General features: G+C 67.8%; 17 protein-coding genes and 3 pseudogenes. 10 read left to right on the top strand and 10 right to left on the bottom strand.

Annotation, left to right across the window (positions count from 1 at the left end; translation table 11 throughout):
- Positions 1 to 315: hypothetical protein (locus IPG50_32390; protein MBK6696854.1), on the top strand; the 315-nt coding region annotated here is incomplete at its 5' end.
- A gap of 184 nt (positions 316 to 499) precedes the next feature.
- Positions 500 to 1,729: a hypothetical protein gene (locus IPG50_32395; GenBank protein ID MBK6696855.1), complete on the top strand. Its 1,230-nt coding sequence runs from the start codon at positions 500 to 502 to the stop codon at positions 1,727 to 1,729.
- 654 nt (positions 1,730 to 2,383) lie between these two features.
- On the opposite strand, the gene IPG50_32400 is transcribed toward IPG50_32395, so the two are convergent.
- The 3 genes from IPG50_32400 to IPG50_32410 all read right to left on the bottom strand — a co-directional run bounded on the left by IPG50_32400 (position 2,384) and on the right by IPG50_32410 (position 4,521).
- Positions 2,384 to 2,560 carry a hypothetical protein gene (locus tag IPG50_32400; protein ID MBK6696856.1) on the bottom strand — a complete coding sequence of 59 codons (177 nt, stop codon included), beginning with the start codon at positions 2,558 to 2,560 and terminating at the stop codon, positions 2,384 to 2,386.
- A gap of 107 nt (positions 2,561 to 2,667) precedes the next feature.
- Positions 2,668 to 3,000, bottom strand: coding sequence for a hypothetical protein (locus IPG50_32405; protein MBK6696857.1), 333 nt, complete (start codon positions 2,998 to 3,000; stop codon positions 2,668 to 2,670).
- A 1,251-nt stretch (positions 3,001 to 4,251) separates the two neighbouring features.
- Positions 4,252 to 4,521: a hypothetical protein gene (locus IPG50_32410; protein ID MBK6696858.1), complete on the bottom strand. Its 270-nt coding sequence runs from the start codon at positions 4,519 to 4,521 to the stop codon at positions 4,252 to 4,254.
- Between the two features lie 851 nt (positions 4,522 to 5,372).
- Here IPG50_32410 and IPG50_32415 point away from each other — a divergent pair.
- The 5 genes from IPG50_32415 to IPG50_32435 all read left to right on the top strand — a co-directional run bounded on the left by IPG50_32415 (position 5,373) and on the right by IPG50_32435 (position 13,185).
- Positions 5,373 to 6,704 carry an RHS repeat-associated core domain-containing protein gene (locus IPG50_32415; GenBank protein ID MBK6696859.1) on the top strand — a complete coding sequence of 444 codons (1,332 nt, stop codon included), beginning with the start codon at positions 5,373 to 5,375 and terminating at the stop codon, positions 6,702 to 6,704.
- Positions 6,705 to 6,960: 256 nt separating this feature from the next.
- Positions 6,961 to 7,542, top strand: coding sequence for a HEAT repeat domain-containing protein (locus IPG50_32420; GenBank protein MBK6696860.1), 582 nt, complete (start codon positions 6,961 to 6,963; stop codon positions 7,540 to 7,542).
- Positions 7,543 to 7,751: 209 nt separating this feature from the next.
- On the top strand, positions 7,752 to 8,531 hold the full coding sequence (locus IPG50_32425) for a hypothetical protein (protein MBK6696861.1): 780 nt from the start codon (positions 7,752 to 7,754) through the stop codon (positions 8,529 to 8,531).
- Positions 8,486 to 9,883 carry a hypothetical protein gene (locus IPG50_32430; protein ID MBK6696862.1) on the top strand — a complete coding sequence of 466 codons (1,398 nt, stop codon included), beginning with the start codon at positions 8,486 to 8,488 and terminating at the stop codon, positions 9,881 to 9,883. The genes IPG50_32425 and IPG50_32430 overlap by 46 nt, the downstream gene beginning before the upstream one ends.
- Before the next feature lie 2,606 nt (positions 9,884 to 12,489).
- Complete coding sequence (locus tag IPG50_32435) at positions 12,490 to 13,185, top strand: hypothetical protein (GenBank protein ID MBK6696863.1); 696 nt, start codon at positions 12,490 to 12,492, stop codon at positions 13,183 to 13,185.
- A 375-nt stretch (positions 13,186 to 13,560) separates the two neighbouring features.
- Here IPG50_32435 and IPG50_32440 read toward each other — a convergent pair.
- Positions 13,561 to 14,634, bottom strand: a pseudogene (locus IPG50_32440) (PilT/PilU family type 4a pilus ATPase).
- 459 nt (positions 14,635 to 15,093) lie between these two features.
- On the opposite strand from IPG50_32440, the gene IPG50_32445 reads away from it, so the two are divergent.
- On the top strand, positions 15,094 to 15,762 hold the full coding sequence (locus IPG50_32445) for a glutathione peroxidase (GenBank protein ID MBK6696864.1): 669 nt from the start codon (positions 15,094 to 15,096) through the stop codon (positions 15,760 to 15,762).
- A gap of 484 nt (positions 15,763 to 16,246) precedes the next feature.
- Here the strand turns inward: IPG50_32445 and IPG50_32450 are convergent, their stop codons facing one another.
- The 5 genes and pseudogenes from IPG50_32450 to purE form a co-directional block, all read right to left on the bottom strand.
- Entirely contained in the window at positions 16,247 to 16,474 is a 228-nt protein-coding gene (locus IPG50_32450) for a hypothetical protein (GenBank protein MBK6696865.1), read from the bottom strand.
- 100 nt (positions 16,475 to 16,574) lie between these two features.
- A pseudogene (locus IPG50_32455) lies at positions 16,575 to 16,739 on the bottom strand (ATP-grasp domain-containing protein).
- Between the two features lie 148 nt (positions 16,740 to 16,887).
- A complete protein-coding gene (locus IPG50_32460) occupies positions 16,888 to 17,247 on the bottom strand; it encodes an ATP-grasp domain-containing protein (protein MBK6696866.1) in 360 nt (119 codons plus the stop codon).
- Positions 17,241 to 17,438 carry a hypothetical protein gene (locus IPG50_32465; GenBank protein MBK6696867.1) on the bottom strand — a complete coding sequence of 66 codons (198 nt, stop codon included), beginning with the start codon at positions 17,436 to 17,438 and terminating at the stop codon, positions 17,241 to 17,243. Before IPG50_32465 ends, IPG50_32460 begins: the two co-directional genes overlap by 7 nt.
- A pseudogene (purE, locus tag IPG50_32470) lies at positions 17,435 to 17,981 on the bottom strand (5-(carboxyamino)imidazole ribonucleotide mutase). The gene IPG50_32465 and the pseudogene purE overlap by 4 nt, the downstream one beginning before the upstream one ends.
- An 840-nt stretch (positions 17,982 to 18,821) precedes the next feature.
- On the opposite strand from purE, the gene IPG50_32475 reads away from it, so the two are divergent.
- Both IPG50_32475 and IPG50_32480 read left to right on the top strand, forming a co-directional pair.
- Positions 18,822 to 19,538, top strand: coding sequence for a hypothetical protein (locus tag IPG50_32475; protein ID MBK6696868.1), 717 nt, complete (start codon positions 18,822 to 18,824; stop codon positions 19,536 to 19,538).
- Positions 19,539 to 20,593: 1,055 nt separating this feature from the next.
- On the top strand, positions 20,594 to 20,863 hold the full coding sequence (locus IPG50_32480; protein MBK6696869.1) for a diguanylate cyclase: 270 nt from the start codon (positions 20,594 to 20,596) through the stop codon (positions 20,861 to 20,863).
- Between the two features lie 173 nt (positions 20,864 to 21,036).
- Here the strand turns inward: IPG50_32480 and IPG50_32485 are convergent, their stop codons facing one another.
- Positions 21,037 to 21,300 (bottom strand): hypothetical protein, encoded by a 264-nt coding sequence (locus tag IPG50_32485; protein ID MBK6696870.1) that lies wholly within the window; start codon positions 21,298 to 21,300, stop codon positions 21,037 to 21,039.
- Positions 21,301 to 21,628: the final 328 nt, after the last annotated feature.

A 21,628-nucleotide genomic window follows, 5' to 3' on the forward strand; every position in this document is an offset into this window, starting at 1 on the left:
TACGGCGGCGGGCCGCTCTATACGTCGAGCATCTCGGAGCTCGGCGACTTCTGCGATGAGGGATGCGACGACGGCAACCCGTGCACCGCCGATTTCTGCACCGCCACCGGCTGCGATCATTCGTTCGTGACCTACGGCTGCAGCGATGGGAACGCCTGCAACGGCGCTGAAATGTGCGACGGCGCGGGGCATTGCTTGCCCGGGCCGCCACCAAACGTCGTCGACAACAACCCCTGCACGGACGACACCTGCGTCAACGGCGTTCTGAATCCGCCGAAGACGAATGGCACACCGTGCGAAGACGGCAACGCGTGACGCTGACCTCGAGCGTCAGGCGGGCGCTTGCCTTACAGCTAACGTCGGCCACGGCAGGGCACCGCGTGTGCGACCGACAGCGGCAACCCTGCAACGGCAGCGAGGTCTGCAACAGCACGGGCACCCGCATCTCACCAGGCCTCGTGGTTCCGCCGCGGCGGCGAGCGACCCATGCACCGAGACGGTGTGCGTCGCGAACGTCGGCTTCGTCACCAGAGCGAAGACCGGCGCCGCCGCCGGCTGCGACGCCGGCACCGTCGCTGCGCTCGCCGACCCGACGGTTCCGTCCGATCTCGCGGCGTTGGGCGACGTGCTTCTCACGTCGGGTAGGCAGACGGGAGCGAGCTTCTCAGCCGACGCCGGCCAACAGCGAGCCATCATTTCGGGGCGCGTTCGCTCGGATCCTTTGGGCAACGGCGTGCTCGGCGTGCCTTCCATTGGAGGGGGCGACGCCGTTTCGATCATCGGTCATCCCGAGTTCGGGTCATCGAAGCTCGGCGTCGACGGGACCTTCGACATCCTCGTGAACGGCGGCGCTACCTACCGGCTCCTGATCTCGGTCGGGCAGAGCTTCCCGATCCAGCGCACGGTGGCCGTGGAGTGGCAGGACTGGGTGACCATTGAGGACGTCGTCCTGGTCTCCAACGCCGTTCAGTCGCCTGCGAACACGGCGCTCTCGATGCCCACGACGGCGTGGCAGATTCAACGTGGGCCGGCGGTCAACGAGCCGGGCCATCCTCAGCGGCAGCCCTTCGTGCTGTTTCCGCCGAACGCGCGAACCGTGCTTCCCGATGGTGGTGCCGGTCCCGCGGGGAACTTGCAGGTGACCTTCACGGACTACACGGTCGGCGCCGCTGGTCCAAAACGCATGCCCGGAACGCTCCCGCCTGCAACGGCGTACACCTACGCCGCGTCGATTCGCGCGCTCGTCGGTGGCGTGATGCAGTCCGAGGTGAACTTCGACCCGGTGGCCCGGCCCATTCTCTACGTGGACGACTTCATCACGACGAACCCGAGTGCCCCGGGTGTAGCGGACGCCGGGTCATGGATGCCAAACGGGTACTTTGATCCGAGCGGTGGCGCGTGGTTGCCAAGCGATGATCCCGTCACCCTCGCAAAGTCCCAGACCATCGGGCGGGTCGTCTCCCTCGTCTGCACGCCCACGCAGAGCCTTACGGGCGCGCCGGTCGCGAATCGCCCATTCCTGCGGGTGAGCTTTCGAAGCTGTGCGAGCAGTTCCCCACCGCGTCCGCAGCAACTCCCAAGCGCCTTTGGCGCGCGCCGCTCCTCCACTTCAGCGATTGGGATTGCAACTTTGGCCTGGGGCCCCGATGGCGCAGGGTACCCACCGAACAAGCCATCGGGCACGAACGACCCGAAACCGGATCCGGGATGCACCCGGCTCCATCATTGAGTGCGAGAACCAGATCCTCGCGGAGGAGATTCCGATCGTTGGAACGCCCTTCAAGCTGCGCTACCAGAGCGTCGTCAGCTCGGACGGCAGGTAGCGTTCGACGTTCCGATCACCGACGACGCGCCGCCGGCCTCTTGCCACTGCGGGTCGACGTCATCGTCGACATCGCGGGCCGGCAGCTGCGGGCGTCCGCCAGCGCGTCCGCGCTGAACCAGTCCGTTCCGCACCGCGGATCGCCGCGACCGCTTCGGCCGCGAGGTCACCGGGCTCGGCAGTTTGCGCGCATCGCAACGGGGTACGTCTACGCAGGCGCGACGTTGTATCGGCAGACGCCACAGTTCGGCGCTGCCGCTACGGGACCGTCGATTACCGGGGACCGCGCCGCGCGTGAGGTGACGCTGTGGCGCCATGAACAGAGGACTGTGCAAGGCGTCAACGCGAAGCCCCTCGGTTTCGGAGGCTGGAACCTTAGCCCCCACCACCAGTTCGACCCCTCCCGGAGGGTGCTAGCGATGGGCGATGGCCGGCGCCGATGCTTGGCGCTGGTCCCAAGGGTACCGACGTCATTCAGTTGCTGAAGCCCGCGCCAGGCACGGATCCCGCTCTCAACACGTGGACCCCGACCAGCGTTGCCGTGGCGCCAGACGGCACCATCTACGTCGCCAACGTTCCTGGCGAGAACGCGGCGGGCTCGACCGAGCAACGCATCTGGAAGTACTCGAGCCCAACGGCCGTGCCTGTCCTGTTTGCCGGCTCGGGCGCGCCGACGTCCGGCACCGACTCGGGCAACTGCCTTAGCGCCACGTCGTCGCCCGTCGCCGTAGCAGACATGGTGGTTGGGCCCGACGGCTCGCTCTACGTGTCGACCAGCGGAGTGGTCGTTCGTTCGGCGGATCTCGCCGGCCGGCATCAGTCGAGACCATCGCGGGGCGGGGCCTCTAGTTTCGCATCCAGGGCGTTGCGATGGCTGCCTTGCCACGGACGTTCGCTTGAACGATGGCACCGCCGGATTCGTAAACGGCAACGGCGACATCGCCATCACCGCCGATGGGTCGATCGTCGTTGCCGGCGCCACAGCCGACGGCTCGGTGCTCCGCAAGATCACCTTGGATCCTCAGCTCGCCGGCAAAGGAAAGTGCGGGGGCCCTGGCTGGCGCCAAACCACGATTGCGGGCGGCGCGGCGTTGGCAGGCGCCGCCGATGGGCAGGTCGCCACCGCGGCTACCTTCCGTGGGCTGGGGGCTTTCGGGAGCGCCCGATGGTTCGCTCATCTTCGGAGAGCAGGGCCTGAATGCGCCGGGCGGCACGATTTGGCGGTTGCAGCCTTCGGGCATCCTTCGCAAGCTTGGCGGCTCTGCCTCGTGCGGCTCTTCGTGCTTTGCGGACGATGGTGTACCCGCTCTGGGCGCACCCATCTATCCACCGAACCACGGGCTCCAATTCGTGGCTGGCTCAGTGATCTACGCGGAAAAGGGGCGGCTGCGGCGGATCGACACCAGCGGCGCGCTGCAGAGCCTGAGTCGCTTCAACGCCGCCGCACCGGAGCCCACCACACTTCCCGTGTCGGGTCCGCCACTCGCGTGGACGGACGTCGCGCGCGGAGATATCGCTCTCCGGCCTGACGGAGCCTTGCTCGTGGCGACACCGTCCAACAGGGCGGCGTTCATCGTTCAGTCGCCCGCGCCACTGAGCTGCCCAAGCGGGATCTGCATTCCCTCGGAAGACGGTGCCGTCGTCTTCGAATTCGACAGCGCAGGGCGTCACCTCTTTACGAAGGACGCCAACCGCGGGATTAAGTTGCTCGAGTTCACGTATGTCGCCGCAGGCGTCGACAAGGGCAAACTCGCGAGCGTGATTGACCGCGTGACCGGGCAAACGCTCGCCCTCACGCGGCCCGACGCCAACACCGTCATCCTCACGAGTCAGTTCGGGAAGACGACGACGCTGACCCTTGCGCCCGCTGGCACCGCGGGGGCTGGCTACCTAACGAGCGTCAAACACAAGCGAACGGTCTCGCCGCTCGTGGAGGAGATAACCGCCGTAACCCACGACGACACGGGCCTTCTCAAGACCTTCAAGCGTCCGGGAACACCAACGCGAGCACGTTCCAGTACGACGCGGCGGGCGGGGGCTGATCGCCGACACGGATCATCAAGGCAACACGACGACGCTCGCGAGGACCGAGATCCCGCGCGGGTGGGAGACGACGCTCCGGCGCGCCGACGGCACCGCCACCAAGCACCGAACCGAGGAAGCCGCCGACGGCGGCGTCGTGACAACCACGACCGATCCCGCGTCGATTGTCACCACGAAACGCGTCGCGACCGACGGCACGCAGACGGTGACTCTCTCAATGGCGAGGTGACGACGACCAAGTCGGTCGACGGCGGAGCCCAGTTTGGGATGCTCGCACCCAACTATGTCAGCGAAACGACCGCCGTCGTATCCATGGCGCCCTATCAGCCGAGCGCGGTCACCAAAACGGTGGCGACGCGCTTCGACACCGTTGGCGATGGCGGCCTCTACGGCGTCACCTCGACGGTGGAACAGGTGAGCGTTGGCGGAAGCATCGGCGCCACGGTGCAGGATGCGTCGGTCTGGACGACGACCACCGTGTACAGCGACGCGGGCGCCGTGGTGACCACGACGAATCCGGTGCCGACACGGCAGCAGCAAACGACGCTCGACGACAAGCTGCGCGTGACCAAGGTCCAGTACCTTGGCGATGCGGGTCTTCCGACCACCGACATCGCGTACGGCGGCACGTTCGGACGCGTGAGCACGGTGACCATGACGAGTCCGACCGCGGGCGAAGGCGCGCGGACGTTCACCAACCACTACGACGTCGCCGCGAGCGAGCTGCCCTCCGCGGCCACCGATCCAGCAGGTCGAAGAGTCACGTTCTTCCGAGACGCCATCGGCCGGCCGACGGCCGTGCGATTGAAGGTCACGCAGCCGGATGGAAGCGTCACCTTGCCCGATGGCAGCCTGGTGGACCTCGGCTTCGACCTGAACGGCTCCGTCGAACAGGTCGTGCCGCCGAACAAGCCGCTGCACCTGCTGAGCCACGACGGCGGCGAGGTCCTCCGAAGCTACACTCCGCCCGATGCGGGCCTCGCGACGGGAACGACCCGCTACATCTACAACAACCGCCAGGACCTGGCGCAGGCCGTCGAGCCGTTTGACGCGACGACGCGATCCTTGCTCTTTGGCTACGACTTCGCTGCTCGGCCCGCGCTTGTCATCGACACAAGCGTCGGGGTGTCGGTGGCGATGACCTATTCCTTCGGCCGACCCTCCTCGTGGGGCACCACGGGCGCCGCCGCCGGCGACGTGAGTTTGTCGCTCGTCTACGCAGGACCCCTCCCGGTGCGCGGAATCTCGACTTGGGGCACCGGCGCGGGCATGAGCGCCACCGCCGAAGTGCACTGGCAGCACGACCATTGGTTTCGACTGGCCGAGCGGCGCGTCGCGCAAACGAGTCCTGCGGCCACGTTCGCGCTCGGGCGCGGCTTCGATCCCGACGGTTTGCTGAAAAACCTGACCGTCAAGGACAGCGCCGGCGCGACGATGAGCGCGCTCACGATCGCGCGCAACGGTCTCGGAGTCGGCGTCCCGCTCTCGAGCACCAACAGCACCACGGGTGCCGGCCGCGTGCAGAGCGCAGTCGACGACACTTGGCAATACAGCGGCTTCGGCGAACCAGAAGCGGCACGAAGCGAAGACGGGGGCAACGACGTGGCTACGCATCGCGAAGCCCGGCGACGCGACCGGCGGCATCGTGCGCGACGTGCTCGGACGCGTCACGTCGCGCGAAGAGCTCATGGCCCCGATGGCCGCCTTGCCGTCGACCGCCGTGCGGTGGGACTACACCTACGACGATCGCGGCAGGCTCAAGACGGCCGTGCAAAGCGGCGGCGCGACCGCCTCGTACACCTACGCCTACGACGAGAACGGCAACCGCACCTCGGTGAACGGATTCGCCGCCACGTACGACAACCAAGACCGACTGCTTTCGTACGGAGGCGTGGCCTACACGTACACGAACAACGGCGCGCTGAAGTCGCGGGGCGGGACCGAGCTCTTCGACTACGACCTCTCGGGCAACCTCCGGAAGCGGAGCGTCAACAACGTCGAATACCTGATCGACGGGAAGAACCGGCGCGTCGCCAAGAAGAAGAACGGCGTCTTCGAGGCGGCCTGGCTCTACGACGATCAACTACGCATCGCCGCGCAGCTCACGGGAGCTGGGCAAGTACGGCAAGTCTTCGCCTACGGCGTGAAGCCCAACGTGCCCGAGCTGGTGTACCAACCAACGCCCGTCGCAGGCTTCCCAAACGGGAAGGTCTATCGAATCATCAGCGACCTCAACGGGAGCGTTCGCGCTGTCGTCGATATCTCGGTGACCCCGGCTGTCATGGTGCAGCGGATCGACTATCTTCCTTCGGGGCGCCGCGCGAGCATGGAGGCCATCGTAACGACCGGTGGCTACGAGCCGATCCCCTTCGGCTACGCCGGCGGGCTCCACGATGCCGACACCGGCCTCGTTCGGTTCGGCGCGCGTGACTACGACCCGGAGACGGGCAGGTGGGTGAGTAAGGATCCGGCGAGGTTTGGCGGGGGTGTGAACCTCTACGCGTATTGCTACGGGGACCCGATCAACTTCGTCGACCCCGGAGGGGATATCGCCGACATTCTCGTCACTGGCTCCGCCGCAGGCGCGCCGCAAGCGGCGCAGCACAAGCGATTCCCCTCGTTGGAATCAACGTCATGGTCCTTGGCGTGCTCGCCTACAATCTCGAGGCCCTGGCGAGGGAATGGGACTCAGACGCGCTCCTCGGTAGGGGACCGTTCGACCCCGACCGGTATGAGTCGAAGAAGTACACCAACCGCGAAGGCGAAGGGACGCGTGACCTCACCCCCGACGAGATACGGGACAAGTTCCGAGACCTTGGATACACAGACGGTGAGATAAAGATAAGAATAAAGGAAGTCATGAAGATCCGCGGGAAGGACGGTTGGAGAAAGCGCCGTCAGGGCGGGCATGGCGGCGGAGGCCAGAAGCCTCGGGTCCCAACGCCGGGCGCAGATAGCGATGACTGCGACTAGGTCCAAGTGACGAGCGAACCCAACGATACTGAGGACGACAACGAGCGGAGCGGCCTTCGGGAGGACCTCCGCGCGCTTACGAGTCCTCGCCCGACGAGGCATTCGCACAGGCGATCCAATGCTTGCAGAATGCAGACCACGAAGTTCGGATAGCCGGCCTCGAGTGCCTCGCGAGCATGAAGCGCGATCCAGGGGTCGACGCCGTGACTCGAGCGCTCCGCGATCCAGTGTCACTGGTCCGGGTGGCGGCGCTGGAGCTAGTGGCCGCGGGCGTTCCGGCGTCGTCCGCCTTGCTCGAACGCTTGGTGTCGTCGGATCCGACAGAGGTGGTGCGCGCGTACGCTGGTTGGGCGATCGCCCGATCGGGCTCTCGACAAGCCCTCCCAACCCTAAGAAAACGACTCCTTGTCGAGCAAAGTGCCGTAGTCAGGAGCGGACTGTTGGAAGCGCTCTACCTCCTAAGCGCGCATCCTCCGTATCTCGACATGCTCTTTGCGGGACTCACATCGAGCGACCCGGACGCCCGCGCCTTTACTTCAAACGCCGTGCTTGGCGTCGCGGCGCGCGAGAATATCCAGCGCATCATCGAGGCACTTCGCAGCGCTCTCGCCGAGGAGACGTTTCCGACTATCGCCGAAACCATACGTCACAACCTCGAGACCGCGGAGGACATGCAGCGCGATGACGACTACGAATTGGAGTGAGGCTCCGCACCGTGCCACACGGTTCTTCCAGGCTCACCCCGCGCGCTTTCTCGGTGCTCCGCTAGCCGCCCTACTCCTCCTCGCCTGCGGCACCACTTCCCTCGACCGAGTCCGCTTCGGGCCCTGCCTCGTCGCCGTCGTCCGTCCCCGTCGACGCCGCGGAGTTCGGCGTCGGACCCGCTGGCACCCCGGCCTTCGACTTCGAGAACGTGCCCTGCGGCGCGTCGCAGAAGCTGACGACGATTCTCCGCAACACAGGTGCCTCAGCGTTCACCTGGCGCATCGTTTCGGCGGAGCCGCGTGAGCTCATCGAAGCCGCCGATGCGACGTCCGGCAAGCTCGAGCCGCACGGCGAGGTGCCCGTTTCGATCGTCGTGCGCGCGCCCGTCGACCGCGTGCGCCCGGGTACACCCGTGGTGGGCTCGGTGCGCATCGAGACGCAGACCGATTCGGCGAGCGCGCCAAAGACCTACGACGCGGCCGTGCGCTTCGTTCCGCAAGGTGCGTGGCTTACGGTGCCGTCGCCCGCGGAACTCGGCGTCGCGCCCGTTGCCGCAACCGACGCCGCGCGCTTCGCCGTGAAGCTCACGAACTCCGGGAGCCAGCCCGTCGCGCTCGCGCTTTCGCGCGGCCTCGCGGATCCAGATCCGTTTGCGCTCGAGGACGGGCCGTCGACGACCGAGCTAGCCGCTGGCGCGTCGGCGGATTTCGGCGTCCTCTTTCAGCCGCGCGCGCCCATCGATTTCAAGGCGGCCTTCGCGCTCACCACGAAGGGCACGCTCTGCAACACCGTGCCCAGCGAGCTGGCCGTGAAGGCGACCGGGACCGGCAGCCCGTTTCGCGTGGAGACGACGCTCGACATGGGCACGCACGCCTGCGGCGCACTCGCGCGGCAAGATCGTTCTCGTACTTCGGCGAGGGCACGAAACCCTGGCGCGCGCTCTTGGATCCCGGCTCGCGTTACCGCGCCGTGGTCTCCGGCGGCGTGATTCGCACCGGCGAGACCGTGGTGCTCGAGGTGGAAGACAAGGCGCCGCTCACGGTGCCCGGCTCGAACAACGAGTTGCTCACGCTCGACTTCGACACCGAGAGTTACGTCGTCAACATCAAGCGGATGACCACCGGCCCCGCGCTTCGGTTCGCGGCGCCTACGGGGCACGACTTCGGAAGGCAGAAGCTCAACACCGCTGGCACGGACTCAATCACGATCCACAACGACGGCAACGAGCCGTCGACGGTCTCGGCGGTTACGGCCACGAACGCTAGTTTCGTCGTGGCGAGCGCGTTGCCGCTCACCATCCCGGCCGGTGGGAGCCTCGGCTTGCCCGTCAGCTTCGCGCCCAAGACGCATGTCACCGCGCATAGCGCCGAACTCGCGATCACCGCGACCGATTGTGGGGGCGGCCTGCCGCGGCTCACCGTCACTGGAAGCGCCTTCGGCCGCGCGCGTTCCATTTGGGGCGTGGGTGCCGCGCCGACGGTGTCTCAGCCGCGTCCGGGAGTGCTCGACGACAGCTTCTGCCTCGAGCTCGACGACCACACGCTGACGTGTGAGGGGCAGGTCGTCGGGAGCAACACGCTGGGCCGGACGCTTGTTCGTCACGCTTTGTCGGGCCGCGCCTGCACGCTGGATGGTGCCGCGCAGCTCGCGCAATGCCGCATGCCACCGTCGGGCGCGCTGGAGCCCCCGCCGCTCATGGACGGCGTGGTCCGCGCCCATCCGCACGGGCCGCGCTTCGATCCGTTTCCCACGGAAGGATTGCTGAGCGATGGGCGAGTGCTAACAACGCTCTCCCCCCGCGTGTTGCAGCCGCAGCTCACGGGCATCGCGCAGTTGGAGGACTCCGGGACGGGAGCCTGCGTGCGGCGCTTCGCCGGGAGCCTCGCTTGTTGGGGGTTCGGCCTCGCTCCAGCGTTCAAGTCAGGCGCTGGCCCCGACGAAGTCGTCACGTTGCCGGGCCTCGTCAACGCGGTCGACTTTGCGACGCGCGACGATTCCACGCTGCTCGTCTTGCGTGGCGATGGCTCGGCGATCTCGTATCAGAGGGGGATCCCCTTCGTCGGTCCCTACCTGCTGGCCGGTCCGGGGGAGGCCAAGCGAGTCATCGGAAGCCCTGCGTTGAGGCCGTGGTTCCTATGTGTTCTCCGCACCAACGGGACGGTTGCGTGCCTCTTCGACGACGTCGCGACGATGACCGACTTGGGGGTCAATGACGTCGTGGATCTGGCGGACACGGGGACGTACCCGCGCTTGGCCGCGGTTCTCTTCGATGGTCGAGTGATGCGCGGCAGACCTGTACGCCCGTTGGAGCCCTGGGTTGCTCAACCGGGCTTCGACTGAGCGCGGCCTGTTCGCGCGGCGAACTGCACGGTCGCCCGGGCATTGGCATACGCGAAGATGCTCGGACGCTCATGAACGCTAAGCTGGGGTCTCTCTACCCCTGGCTCAACGCGCTCTTTCCTCTGGAGTACTTCGATTGAGAGAGAGCCTCCTCACGCTGCTCGCCTGCGACGACGTCGCGCCCACCGTCGCTCGCGCAGGAGGGGCAATGACCCCTCGCGCGAGGCTCCTTGCAGCGGGACTTCTCGCAGCAGCCGCGTTGCCTGGATTCTTGGGTCTTGTGGTTCACAACCGCACCGGGAGACAGTCCGCGTTTGGGTCGGGATGACCGGGCCCGCGCCTCCTCCCAACTCGGAGTCTTGGCGCCCGACAGCAGCACGCTCCTCTTTCCTCCGACGCTTGGGGGCAAGGAGGCAACGTTTGGCTTGGAAGTGACGGCAAACGACTCGGTGCTCCGCGCTCATTGTGGCTACCTCGACAGCCGCCCAACGATGCACTCGGCAACTGTTTTCCGCGTGGATGGTCGGCTCCGCAGTCAGTGCCGCTTGGGAGTGTCGGCGCATACCGCCGCGCCCGATAAGTGGGGGCCCGACTAGCCCCTGGTCGGCGGATGCCGCAGATTCAGATAAGTGGTTCGGCGCATCGGCGGCTACGACAGCGACATTACGAGGGGCTACTAGGCATGGGAGCGATTCTCCCTGGGACCTTTTTTCTGGAGATCCCTGCCGGCGTGGCCTGTCTCCTCGCGCTCGTTTGGCTGACCGCGTTGACCCGCAGCACGGCGAACACCGAGACGCGGCGCGCAGCGCGGGGCGCGGGCCTTGTCCTAGTAGGGTGTGCTGGTTGGTCCGCGCTTACGGTTGGTGAGTTCCTTCGAACGGGCCAAAGTCCAGTTGACCCGCCGTGGCCCGCCGTCTGGTACGCGTGGATCTTCGTCGGAGGACTTGCCGCTGTGGTGAAGGTCACCGAGCGATGGGACACCAGCCGCCGCGACCGCCGCTTGAGCTGGCACTTGGTGCGTCCGTGCTTGCCTGGGTGCTGTCCGCCTGCAACGCGTGCGGAGCGACGGCCGCGGTCTAGGCTTCGGCAACCGCCGAAGTCGCCCCCTCTGTGCCAACGACATTGAGCCAAGGGCGTGAGGTGTCGACGCACGCTAAGGCGCCGGTGGCGCCATGGTGAGTCGTTCCCGGAAACGTCGGGTTGCGCCGTTGCGCCGCCCGGTGGCCTGGCGCGCCCGTAGCCGCGCGCCCGCTCCCCAACGAAGCACTTCGTGCACGACCGAGCGCGCTTGCGTCACCGAGGCCTGCGTCTCCGTGACGGCGGGGAGCGTCTCTTTGTCGAGAGGCGATGCTTCGTTGTTCGAAGGAGGACCCTTTCGTTCGGAAACACGGCCGTCGCGTGCGCGGAGATGGCCCTCGCGAGCGGAATCGTGACCGTCGTGCACGATGGAGCACGCGCGTGTTGCGACGCGCTCGGCCCTGCAACGATCCGCAACGCGCCGCTGCCGATCGCGTAGCCAAGCCCGTCCGCAACTGGACGAATTGGCTCGCAAATTCAGCCTCCGTTTTTCGTCTCGCGGGGGCCGCGCTTGAGACGGACGTCGTCGTGCTCGGGCGCGCGAGCGTCGTGCATGCGCGCGCCGCGTGTGCACCTTCGCGCGCGGCCCTGCGCCGCCGCGCACGAGGGCTCCCCCGTGAGCAACGAAACCAGCGCCGTCGACGCCCTAGCGATTCCGCTGGTTTGCGAAGGTGTCCCCGCCGCCACGGAAGCGGCTCTCGAGCGCGGAGGTGCTGCCCGCGAGCGTGGAGTGCCCGCTCAGAAAACAAAAGTGTGCCCGCGGGGGAGGGAAGCGCGCACGGATCGAAGAGGACGCTTCTCTGGAAAACGAACCGCCGGCGCAAGCGCGCAGGGCCTTGCACCGCGGCGCACGACCCGGTTTCGACAGAATCCGTCTCCTTGTCGGCGCGGGGCGTCTCTTTGTCGGAAGGCGAACCTCCACGCTCGAGACCGACACCTTCCGCGACGGGCGGAGACACTTCCGTCGCGAGCGCCTCGGCCTCGTTTTCGGCCGGGCGACCTTCCCGCTCGGAAAGTCGAGGATCCGCCACGGGTTTCGATGCTCCGTTTTCCGTCTCGGAAGGCTCCTCGTCGAGCGAAGCGGTTTCCGTCTCGTGAGACCTCCGCTCGCCGGCGGGCGAGGGGCCTTCGTTGCTGGCGGTTGGGCCTTCACAATCGGACCCTCAAGGCATTTCCCGCGGTTTATGAAGGCCCGTCCGCCGACAACGAAGCTTCCGGTCCGGAGCGCGGGCGTTCACGCCCCACGACGCAAGGCGCTCGTCCGGACAACGAAGCACCGCGCCCGCGCAAGGGACGCGCTCGTCCGGACACGGAAGTGCACGCCGCCGTTTATGGAGGCGCTCGCTCCGTCACGGAGCGTTGGTCCTCGAGCGGGAAGCGCGTCGCGCCGTCGCGCAAGGGGCGTCCCCTCGAACACGGAAGTACGCCCGCACGTCACGGAAGGCGTCTCCTCGGAAAACGAACCGCTATTGCCGCGCAGCGCGCTTGCCGACCGAGCAAGGGAGGGTCGGCGCCCGCATCGAAGGTGATTGTCGCCCCGGACCAGGTTCGCGAGCCCCGCTGGTCATGCTTCGCGGGACACGGCGACGACAGCCGAAGACGAATCGGCGCTCACGGCGACCAACACGGGCGCCATCGAGCTCGCCGCGGGAGACCTGACCTTCACCGTATCGACGACGCAATACGGCGCGCGCCTGAGCAAGGTCGAGGTCACCGTGGTGCGCGCCGGCGCGCTCGTCACCTGGCGCGACCCGAACTGCGTCCTTCTCGGCGGGCGTAACGGGGAGGCGTTGGCTTGCGCCGCCTTCTCGCTGCAGCAGCGTGGCCAAGCGTATTCCGTTGCCCTGCCCGAATCGACAGTCGCTCCGTACCTCGGCATCGGCGATCATCAGCCCCGGGCCCTCACCGTGACCCATCGAGCGGGCCTCGACGCATTCTCGATCGGCGCAGCCATCGGTAGCGCGGCCGCTGCTTCGAGTGATCAGTCGACGTCGTTTGGGCGGGCCGACGTCGCTGAGTGGTCGCTCTCAAGCTGGCGGCCCTCGCGGCTGTCGCTCCAGGTCGCCTTTGACGGCGTGCCGTGCACCAAGTCGTCCTCGCGCTGGGAGGTGACCCTCGGCGACGCCGCCGGTCCCGTCGCACCGCAGACGGAGCTGACGAATCGAATCACCGCGGTCGTAGGACGAATCGCGGCGGCGCGCTGCGAGTTCGAGCCAACGTTGTAGGCCCCGGGGCCGCCGTGCGAGGAGCCGCCCAGCCGCCGTGCGTCCACGCAGACTGACGCGCGAGGAGTTGCGCGTTCGCGTCCCGAAACGGCTTTGCGAGCGATCTCAGGCGAGACCGGGAATCCCGCTAGGTTCGGGATCGCCGCCGACGATATCCGCCAGCGCCTCCTCGCTCAGGGCTCCATCCCTTAGGCTCCGGACCCACATCCTCGTCGCTTGCGTGCGATTCTTTCGGGGAACTTGGGACATCATCCGCCGATTCTTTCTTCGGGACATCGGAACGTCAACGGCGCGGGCGGCGACCACCAACAATTTGGGAGACTGGCACCCACCAAGGCCACTTCCGCGGTCCCCGGACTATGCGCGCAGCGCCCCTCACTCGAACGCGAGGTTCCGCTGGAAGTCGCTCGGGTTGCTCGAGGCGGCCATCGCCACTTCGTGGCTGATGACGTTGGCCTTGTAGAGCTCGACCAAGTGCTGGTCGAACGACTGCATGCCGTATTGGGAGCGGCCCTTCTCGATGAGGATCCTTGATGCCGGAGCTCTTCGTCGGATCGCGGAGGTAGTCCTGGATCGTGCCGGTGACGGTCATGATCTCGCAGGCGACGACGCGGCCTTTGCCGTCGGCCCGCGGAAGGAGGCGCTGCGAGACGGTGGCCCGAAGCGCGTCGGCGAGGCGGAACCGCACCACGTTCTGCTCCTCAGGGCGGAAACATCGCGAGGATGCGACCGATGGTCTTCGTCGCGTCCGTCGTGTGAATCGTCGAGTAGACCATTGGCCCGTCTCGGGCCTTGAGCGCGATGTCGACGGACTCGGCGTCGCGGATCTCGCCGACGAGGATCACGTCCGGGTCCTGCCGGAGCGCGGCGCGGAGGGCCACGTTGAAGTTCTTCGTGTCGGGGCCCACTTCGCGCTGCGTGATCGAGGCCTTCTCGTTCTTGTGAAGGAACTCGATGGGATCTTCGATGGTCACGATGGACGCGCCGCGTCTCGTTGATGTGCCGGATCATCGCCGCCAACGTCGACGACTTGCCCGAGCCGGTGGCGCCCGTCACGAGGACCAAGCCGCGCTCGTTTTCGGCGATGGTGCGAATGACCTTGGGGAGACCGAGCCCATCGAGCGTCGGTACGTCGCCGGGGATGATGCGCAAGACGAGCGAGAGCGAGCCCCGCTGCCGATAGATGTTCACACGAAAGCGCGCGATGCCCGGCAAGGCGAAGCTCGTGTCGAACTCCTGAATGCGGTCGAGCTGCTGGCGCAGATCCGAGTCCTGAACGATGAACGCGCAGATCGCGATCGTGTCTTCGGGGGTCAACCGATCGTATTTGAGCGGCGCCAAGGCGCCGCGCACTCGATAAATGGGCGGGTCGCCAACGCGCAGGTGGATGTCGCTTGCGCCGTGCTGCACACCGGCCGCGAGGAGCCGCTGGAACTGCTCGAGGTTCATGAGTGGGAGGAGCCTACACGGCTTTTCCGCGCCTCCGCGTGCCTCTTCGTCGGCGCAAACCACCGCCTGACCAAGCCCCCATCAAACGCTCATGACGGAGGATCTCGCTCGCAGCGGACAAGGTGCGGGGAGTGTGGTTGGGTGTGACCGCAGACATCGCTCGTGTGGTGGCCCGAAGGCGCGGCTCGTGCGACAGTGGATGGCCTTCAAGGAGGAAACGAATGCGTGCCTTGCTGATCTCGTCCGCGGTTCTGTGTGGAAGCGCGCTCTCTGCCGGCCTGTTTGGTTGCCAGGGCTCGGAGCCCGAGACGGCTGCCGGCGGTAGCCCCGCGGCCACCACGACGGCGACCGCCACCGCGAGCTCGCCGGCACCGAAGACACCGGCGCCGGCGTCGACGACCGGCTCGACCTTCGACTCCGGGCTCCCGACGACCTGCGATCCGGGGGCCCACGAATCAGATCTACGCGTTCAGCGCCCAGGATCTCGCCGCCACCGAGACCGTGCCGCTGTGCCGCTACCGAAACAAAGTCATGCTCGTCACCAACGTCGCGTCCAAGTGCGGCAACACGCCGCAATACGGGCCGCTTCAGGCGCTCTACGAGAAGCACCGCGACGCAGGCTTCTTCGTGCTCGGCTTTCCGTGCAACCAGTTTGGTGGGCAGGAGCCCGGCGACGCTGTCGAGATCACCGCGTGCACGACCAAGTACGGCGTCTCGTTCCCGATGTTCGAGAAGATCACCGTCAACACGGACTCCACGTTCGGAGCGGAGCACCCGCTCTACGCGTGGCTCAAGGCGCAGCCCGGCGGCGCTGGCAAGATCGAGTGGAACTTCGCGAAGTTCCTCATCGGTCGCGACGGCAAGCTCATCAAGCGATACAGCGCGAGCTTCCTCAACGGGGCCGCTTCTGAACAAGCTCAACTCGACGCGGACATCGCGGCCGCATTGCCAAGTGAACTAGCTCCACGGGCGAGAGACCCACGAACAAGTCACCGGCCCGCCGCGTTCAGAGCCTCTGGACGCGGCGTTCGGCTTTGCGGCGAATGGCGCGGTCGACGGCGTCCGGCGCGAAGCCCACGACGACCTCGCCTTCAACATCGATCACAGGGATCGTGCCGGCCGGGTTGAGGCGCCTCATGGTGCGGCCCGCCTCCTCGCTGCTGTCGATGTCGTGCTCGGCGTAGGCCATTCCGTTTTGGTCGAGCCACGCGCGCTTGCTTGCACGAGGGGCACCACGAGGCCCCGTAGAGCGTGATGTCGACGGTGCGCCGCGCATCGGCGACGCGTTGCTCGTACTCGCCGCGCTTGTCCTTGTCATGAACGTGCGCCGGGATCGCAGTCGGCTTGTCCAGCAGTGGCTTGTCGGTTGGTGGTGCCGCGGGCGCGCGAGCGGGGGCGATCGCGGCGCGTGGCTGCTGCCCTGGCGCTGGCTCCTCGAGCGACGCGGCTCGTTGGCAGCCGGCGGCTGCGAGGGCCAAGACGAGGAGCGCGGCGACTCGGGACATGCCCCGTCAATTTATCGCGCCCGGGCCGCTGTCGAGTCCTTGCCTAGAGGCGAGGCAAATCCCCGCCAAGTGGGGCCAACGCCGGCGCCAAACGCGGGCCGCGTTGCCTACGTCGAGGACGTTCGACGAAGCGCCTCGCGGAAGGCGCGCGCCCGGGGCGACCACCGCGGTCTCCGGGGCGGGGGCGTGGCAAATGAAGTGCCCCCCATCTTTCGGCGGCGCCGAGCCTCGCGCTTTCCGTAGAGGACCACCTCGTCGACGTCGGGGAAGTTGGCGACGGCGCGGAGGTCGAGGTCTTCGAGCGCGGCGCTCTGATCGAGCCACACGTCGCCCAAGAGGTTTCCCCATGACGTAGGTCGCCGGGCCGAGCAGCTCAGGCTTCGTCAAAGGAACGCCCAGCAAGATGCGCGCGAGCAACTCGAACTGGCTGAGCGAGCACGCCTTGCGGGTGACGTGACCCGAGTTGTGCGGCCGCGGCGCGATCTCGTTCACGAAGAACTCGAGCTCGCCGACGGGAACGCCGCGCGACCGACTCGAGCCGGCCTTCGTCACGAAGAACTCCACCGTGAGCAGGCCCACCACGTCGAGCGAGTCGGCCATGCGGCGCGCCGTATCCTCGAGCGCGGCCCGGAGCGCGCTGGGAGGCGCGCCGGCACCAGCGTCACGTCGAGGATGTGCTCCGCGTGGACGTTCTCGAAGGTCGGAAACACGACGGCGGCGCCGGCGGCATCGCGACCCACGATGCAGCTCACCTCCAAGACCAGGTCAAGGCTTCTTCGAAGACGTAGACCGTGTCGTCGTCGAAGGTGAGCGCGCGAGCGCCGTCGGCGTCCTTCACGAAGCTCTGCCCTTTGCCGTCGTAGCCGCCGCGCGCTGTCTTCACGATGAAGGGGAGGGGAAACTGCGCCGCGACGCGAGCCGCTTCGGCCTTGCCGCGGGCCACCTCGAAGGACGCGTGCGGGAGCGCGTTCGCCGCCAAGTGGGCCTTCTCGAGGGCGCGATCTTGCGCCGTCGCCAAGACGCGGAGCGACGGGCGAGCCGCGTCGTGTCGGCGAGCGCGCGCGAGGCCCTCGCTGATCTCGACGTGTTCCATCTCGTAGGTCACCACGTCGCATCGCGCGGCAAACTGCGCGAGCGCTTTTTCGTCGGTCCACGGGCCTGCGTGACGTCGCGAAAGCGGCGCGCCGCGGGGGCGTCGGAGTCGGGGTCGTAGAACCGCACCTCGGCGCCGAGGTCGAGCAGCGCGGTGCCGAGCATCGAGCCGAGCTGCCCGCCGCCCAAGATGCCTACGGTGGTCATGGACGCGGCTTCGCCTTGGTAGAGCGCCCTTTCGGGGCCGCGACGAGAGCTCGCACGCGCGCGTCGCCCGCGAGCGCCTTGTCCTCACCCTCGGCGCGCAAGGTGCGGAGCGCTCGCGCCGCGTTCGCGTCGGTGGCTGCGAGCACGCGAAGCGCGAAGATGGCGGCGTTGATGGCGCCCGCGGCGCCAATGGCGAAGGTAGCGGTTGGGACGCCGGACGGCATCTGCACGATCGACAAGAGGCTGTCGACGCCGGAGAGCGTTCGCGTGGCGACAGGGACGCCGAGCACCGGGAGGTGCGTGAGCGACGCGATCATGCCCGGCAGGTGAGCGGCGCCGCCGGCAGCCGCGATGACGATTCGAAGGCCTCGGGCCTCGGCGCCTTTGGCGTATTCGACCATGCGCTCCGGCGTGCGGTGCGCGCTCGAACGCCGACCTCAAAGGGATCGCAAAACGCGTGAGCACTTCGGCTGCCGGCGCGAGCGTCTCCCAGTCGGAATCGCTGCCCGCGACCAACGAGACGATGGCGCGCTGTTTCCCCATTTGAACTCTCCGCACGCGCAGCCGGCCGGCTTGCACCCTCGCACCTTTCTCCCGCACGGCGCCATGGGCGCGAGGAATGGGAGAGAACGGCGTGGGGCCCCAGGCCTCGACGAATCCGTGGAAACGCTCCCGCCGGAGGCTGATCATGTTGACCTCATGCGCTTTGTACCCCGCGTAGCCGTCTCGCTCGGCACCACGACCTTCCTTCTCTTGGCCATCGCCTGCAGGACCTCGGGCGGGACGTCCGACCCGTCGGAGGTGGACGCCGGCGGCCTCTGCCTCGAGCAAGAGCTGCCGCAGCGACGATCAGTGCGGCGGCTGCAGCGGCGGCAAGACGGTCTGCGACGTGGCGGGCCGCGTGTGTGTGGCGTGCGGCCCCGCCGCCGGCGGTCGCCAGTGCCCCGCCGGCCAGAAGTGCGACCTTCGGCGATTGCGTGCCGTCGGCGCTCGAGTGCCCCGTGGATCCGCAGGGCAACCCGACGGTCGCCTGCGCGACCTCCGCCGATTGCGGCGCCTGCGATCGAAACACCGCCTCTGCGACGGCGCCACGAAGCGGTGCGTCGGGTGCACGCCGTCCGATTCGACGCGTTGCGTGGCCAACGAGGTCTGCGTCCAGAGCCGCTGCGCCGCCCGCTGCCCCGCGACGTGCGCGACCAACACAGATTGCTCGCAGTGCGGAGCGCCGGGCTTCGAGGCACACGCGTGCGACCAAGGGCGATGCACCCAGTGCGGCACGGGCGTGCCGTGTCCCGCCGGTCAAAATTGCAGCGCCAAGGGCACCTGCGAGAAGCCCTGCGGGTTGCCCCGAAAGAAGCTCGGCTCGTGCCTCACGGACGCCGATTGCGCCGGCTGCGACAGCAGCGCCACGGCGTGCCACTTGCCGATTGGCGGCGGCGACGCGGTCGCTGCGGCCTCAAGGCCGCGGGCTGTGATCAGCTTGGGCCCGGCCTCACGTTGCCCGATCCGTGGAACAAGGTGACCAACCTCTGCTCGACCGACGCCAACTGCGCCGGAGTGTCCGTCGACTTCAACGTCGGCAAGGTGATCCGCGACGTGACCGGCTTCCAGAGCGTCAAGGACGCCGTCGTTCCCTACGGCATGCACGCTTGTGCGAGCGTGCAGATCCTTCCAGAGCGTTCCTGCGGTGTGTGCGCGCCTTGCCGCAAGGACTCGGAGTGCGCCCCCATCGACGTCGATCAGGTGGCGGCCCAGGCCTTCGGCCCCTTGGGGGCGGTGGCGACGGTACTGCTGATGGACCAGGTCTTCGGCGCCTCCGACCACCGCGTGAACATGTATTGCGATCAGGTCGTCTCCGACTACGGCTACTGCCGGCCATGCCCGAATCCCTTCGCGCCATGCGGCGTCGACGCGCCGACGTCCGGCGCCGCGTGCGCCCATGGCCCGTGCGTCTCAGGGACGCCGCTCGCGGCGACGTGCAGCCCGTGCGTGGCCGACGTCTGCGTCACCGACCCGTTGTGCTGCGATCTCGAGTACGGCACCTGGGACCAGAACTGCACCGACACCGCGCGGAGCGCTCGCGGCACCACCTGCCCGTAAGCGTTTCGCAACTAAGGTGCGTTCACGGCCCGGGCGGCTTAGGCTGTTCGCTCGGGGGATCACGTGGCGCGCATCGTTTTGGTCGACGACAGCCCTGGCGTGCTCAGCCTCTGCGCCCGCGCCTCGAGGCGGCAGGGCACGAGGTTCGCTCCGTGAGCGACGCTTACGCCGGCGCCGATCTCACGCTCGCCGACCCGCCCGACGTGGTCATCCAGACCTTTGGATGCCGGGCATGAGCGGCCTTCAGCTTTGCCGCATGCTCCGTGCCGAGCCGGAGACGGCCCACGTGCCCGTGGTCTCTTGACGGCCTCCGACGACAAGCGCTCGCGCTGGGGCCGATCGCCTCCGGCGCCGCGGCCTTCGTGACCAAGCAGGGCGTCGGCGAGCTGCTCCACGTCGTCGACGATCTGGTGCGGAGTCAGGCCGGGCGCGTTCGCCCGCCACCGTCGTCGCGGCGTCGGCCCGCCGCACCGGGGGCATGCAGAACCGTCTCGCACCTCCTCGACGGAGCGCCTCCGATTCGGTCCTCGCCGGGTGAGGTCCGCTCGCTCGCGAGCGCCGGCAGCTACGAAGCGCGCTGGCGTCGGGCGTCGCGCGGCTCCTGGCCCAGCTCGTCGACTTGCGGTGCATCGCCCTCGAGGCGCGCCCGGCGTCGCGCGCCAGTGCCGCCGTGACCATCGTCGTTGGTCGGTCCGGAGCTCGCGAAGGCGCTGCGAAGAGGCGCGAGGGGCGCTCGGCGCCTGGACGGTCTCGTGTTTCTCCGAAGGACTTTGCGAGCACCGACGCGCCAGGGCAGGGCGCTGTCCTCCACGCCATCGATTTCGGCGAGGCGCCCCCGGGCGCATGTGGGTCGCGCCGGCAGGCCACCGCTTCGGGCCCGACGATGAGTCGCGTGGTTGGGCCTCGTCGCCCGCGAATTGGGCGGGCCGCTCCGCATGGCGACGCTCGTCACCGACGCCCAGCGGCTTGCCGCGACCGACAACCTCACGGGCCTCCCTTAACCGTCGCGCCTTCGTCGAGGTGGTGGCTCGCGACGTGTCGCCGGCGCGTCGTCTCTGGTCGCACGCTCTCGCTGCTCACTCGACCTCGATCGCTGCGACAGGTCAACGGCATCCACGGTCGTGAGGTCAGGGATCTCGTGCTCTCCACCACGGGGGGGCGCTGGCGCAGACGGTGAGAAGAGCGATCTGGTGGCGCGGTGGGGTGGCGAGGAGTTCGTGGTCGCCCTGTCGCATACGGCGGCGTCGGGTGCGCGCGTGGTGGCCGGAACGTCTCCGGCGCCGATCGCCGACCGCGCCATCGCGCTGCCCCGACCGCACGTTTAACGTCACGTCGTCCATCGTCGCGAGCCTCGCCCGAACGAAGATCTCGACGGGCTCTTGGTCCGGGCCGACCGCGCGATGTACCGAAGGCGAAGTCGAGGCGGAACCGCGTCGGAGTCGGTCTGACGCTCGAGAAAGTCACGACGGTCGAGTCAAACTCGCCCGAGTGCGTCGGATCAGAGGCCTCGTTGGTACGCTCCGGGGGCGGTGATAATGAGTCGCGGGCTGTCGATGTCGATCTTCTTGTCCATGTACCAGTCGACGATCCGTGGCGTCGGTGGCCGGCGCGCCGCCAAGGCGGAGCCCTTCCAGACGCGACCGGTGACGAGCTGGAACGGCCGGGTCCCGATCTCTTGCCCCGCGCCGGCGACGCCGATGATCGACTCGCCCCAACCACGGTGGCAACACTCGAGCGCCTGCCGCATGGGGTCGACGCGCACGCTCCGAAGCTATAGTGGCGCCACCTTTGGTGAGCTCGACGAGGTGAAACCACGAGATCTCCCTTGATCGCGCGCGGGTCGACCGAAGTGCGTGAAGGGCCGAACTTTCGCGCGAGCGCCTCGCGCTTCAGGTTGATATGTCGCCCGACGATAGCGTTGGCGCCTGCCATGCGCGCGCCAAGACTGACGTTGGGCCGATGCCGCCCAGCCCAAAGACGACGACGCTCGCGCCGGGCTCGACCTTCGCCGTGCGCGAATCACCGCGCCGTGCCCGTCGTGACGCCGCACCCGTGCCTGCTAAATCTTTACTCGAAGAGGCGCGTCGGGC

The organism is Myxococcales bacterium (assembly GCA_016703425.1).
GTDB lineage: Bacteria > Myxococcota_A > Polyangia > Polyangiales > Polyangiaceae > JADJCA01.

Coding starts and splice junctions, on each gene's coding strand:
- IPG50_32400 (MBK6696856.1), bottom strand. CDS start 2,560: ATGTCTGCTACGGCGACGGGCGACGACGTGGCGCTAAGGCAGTTGCCC.
- IPG50_32405 (MBK6696857.1), bottom strand. CDS start 3,000: ATGAGCGAACCATCGGGCGCTCCCGAAAGCCCCCAGCCCACGGAAGGT.
- IPG50_32410 (MBK6696858.1), bottom strand. CDS start 4,521: ATGGTCACCGTGCTCACGCGTCCGAACGTGCCGCCGTACGCGATGTCG.
- IPG50_32465 (MBK6696867.1), bottom strand. CDS start 17,438: ATGACCACCGTAGGCATCTTGGGCGGCGGGCAGCTCGGCTCGATGCTC.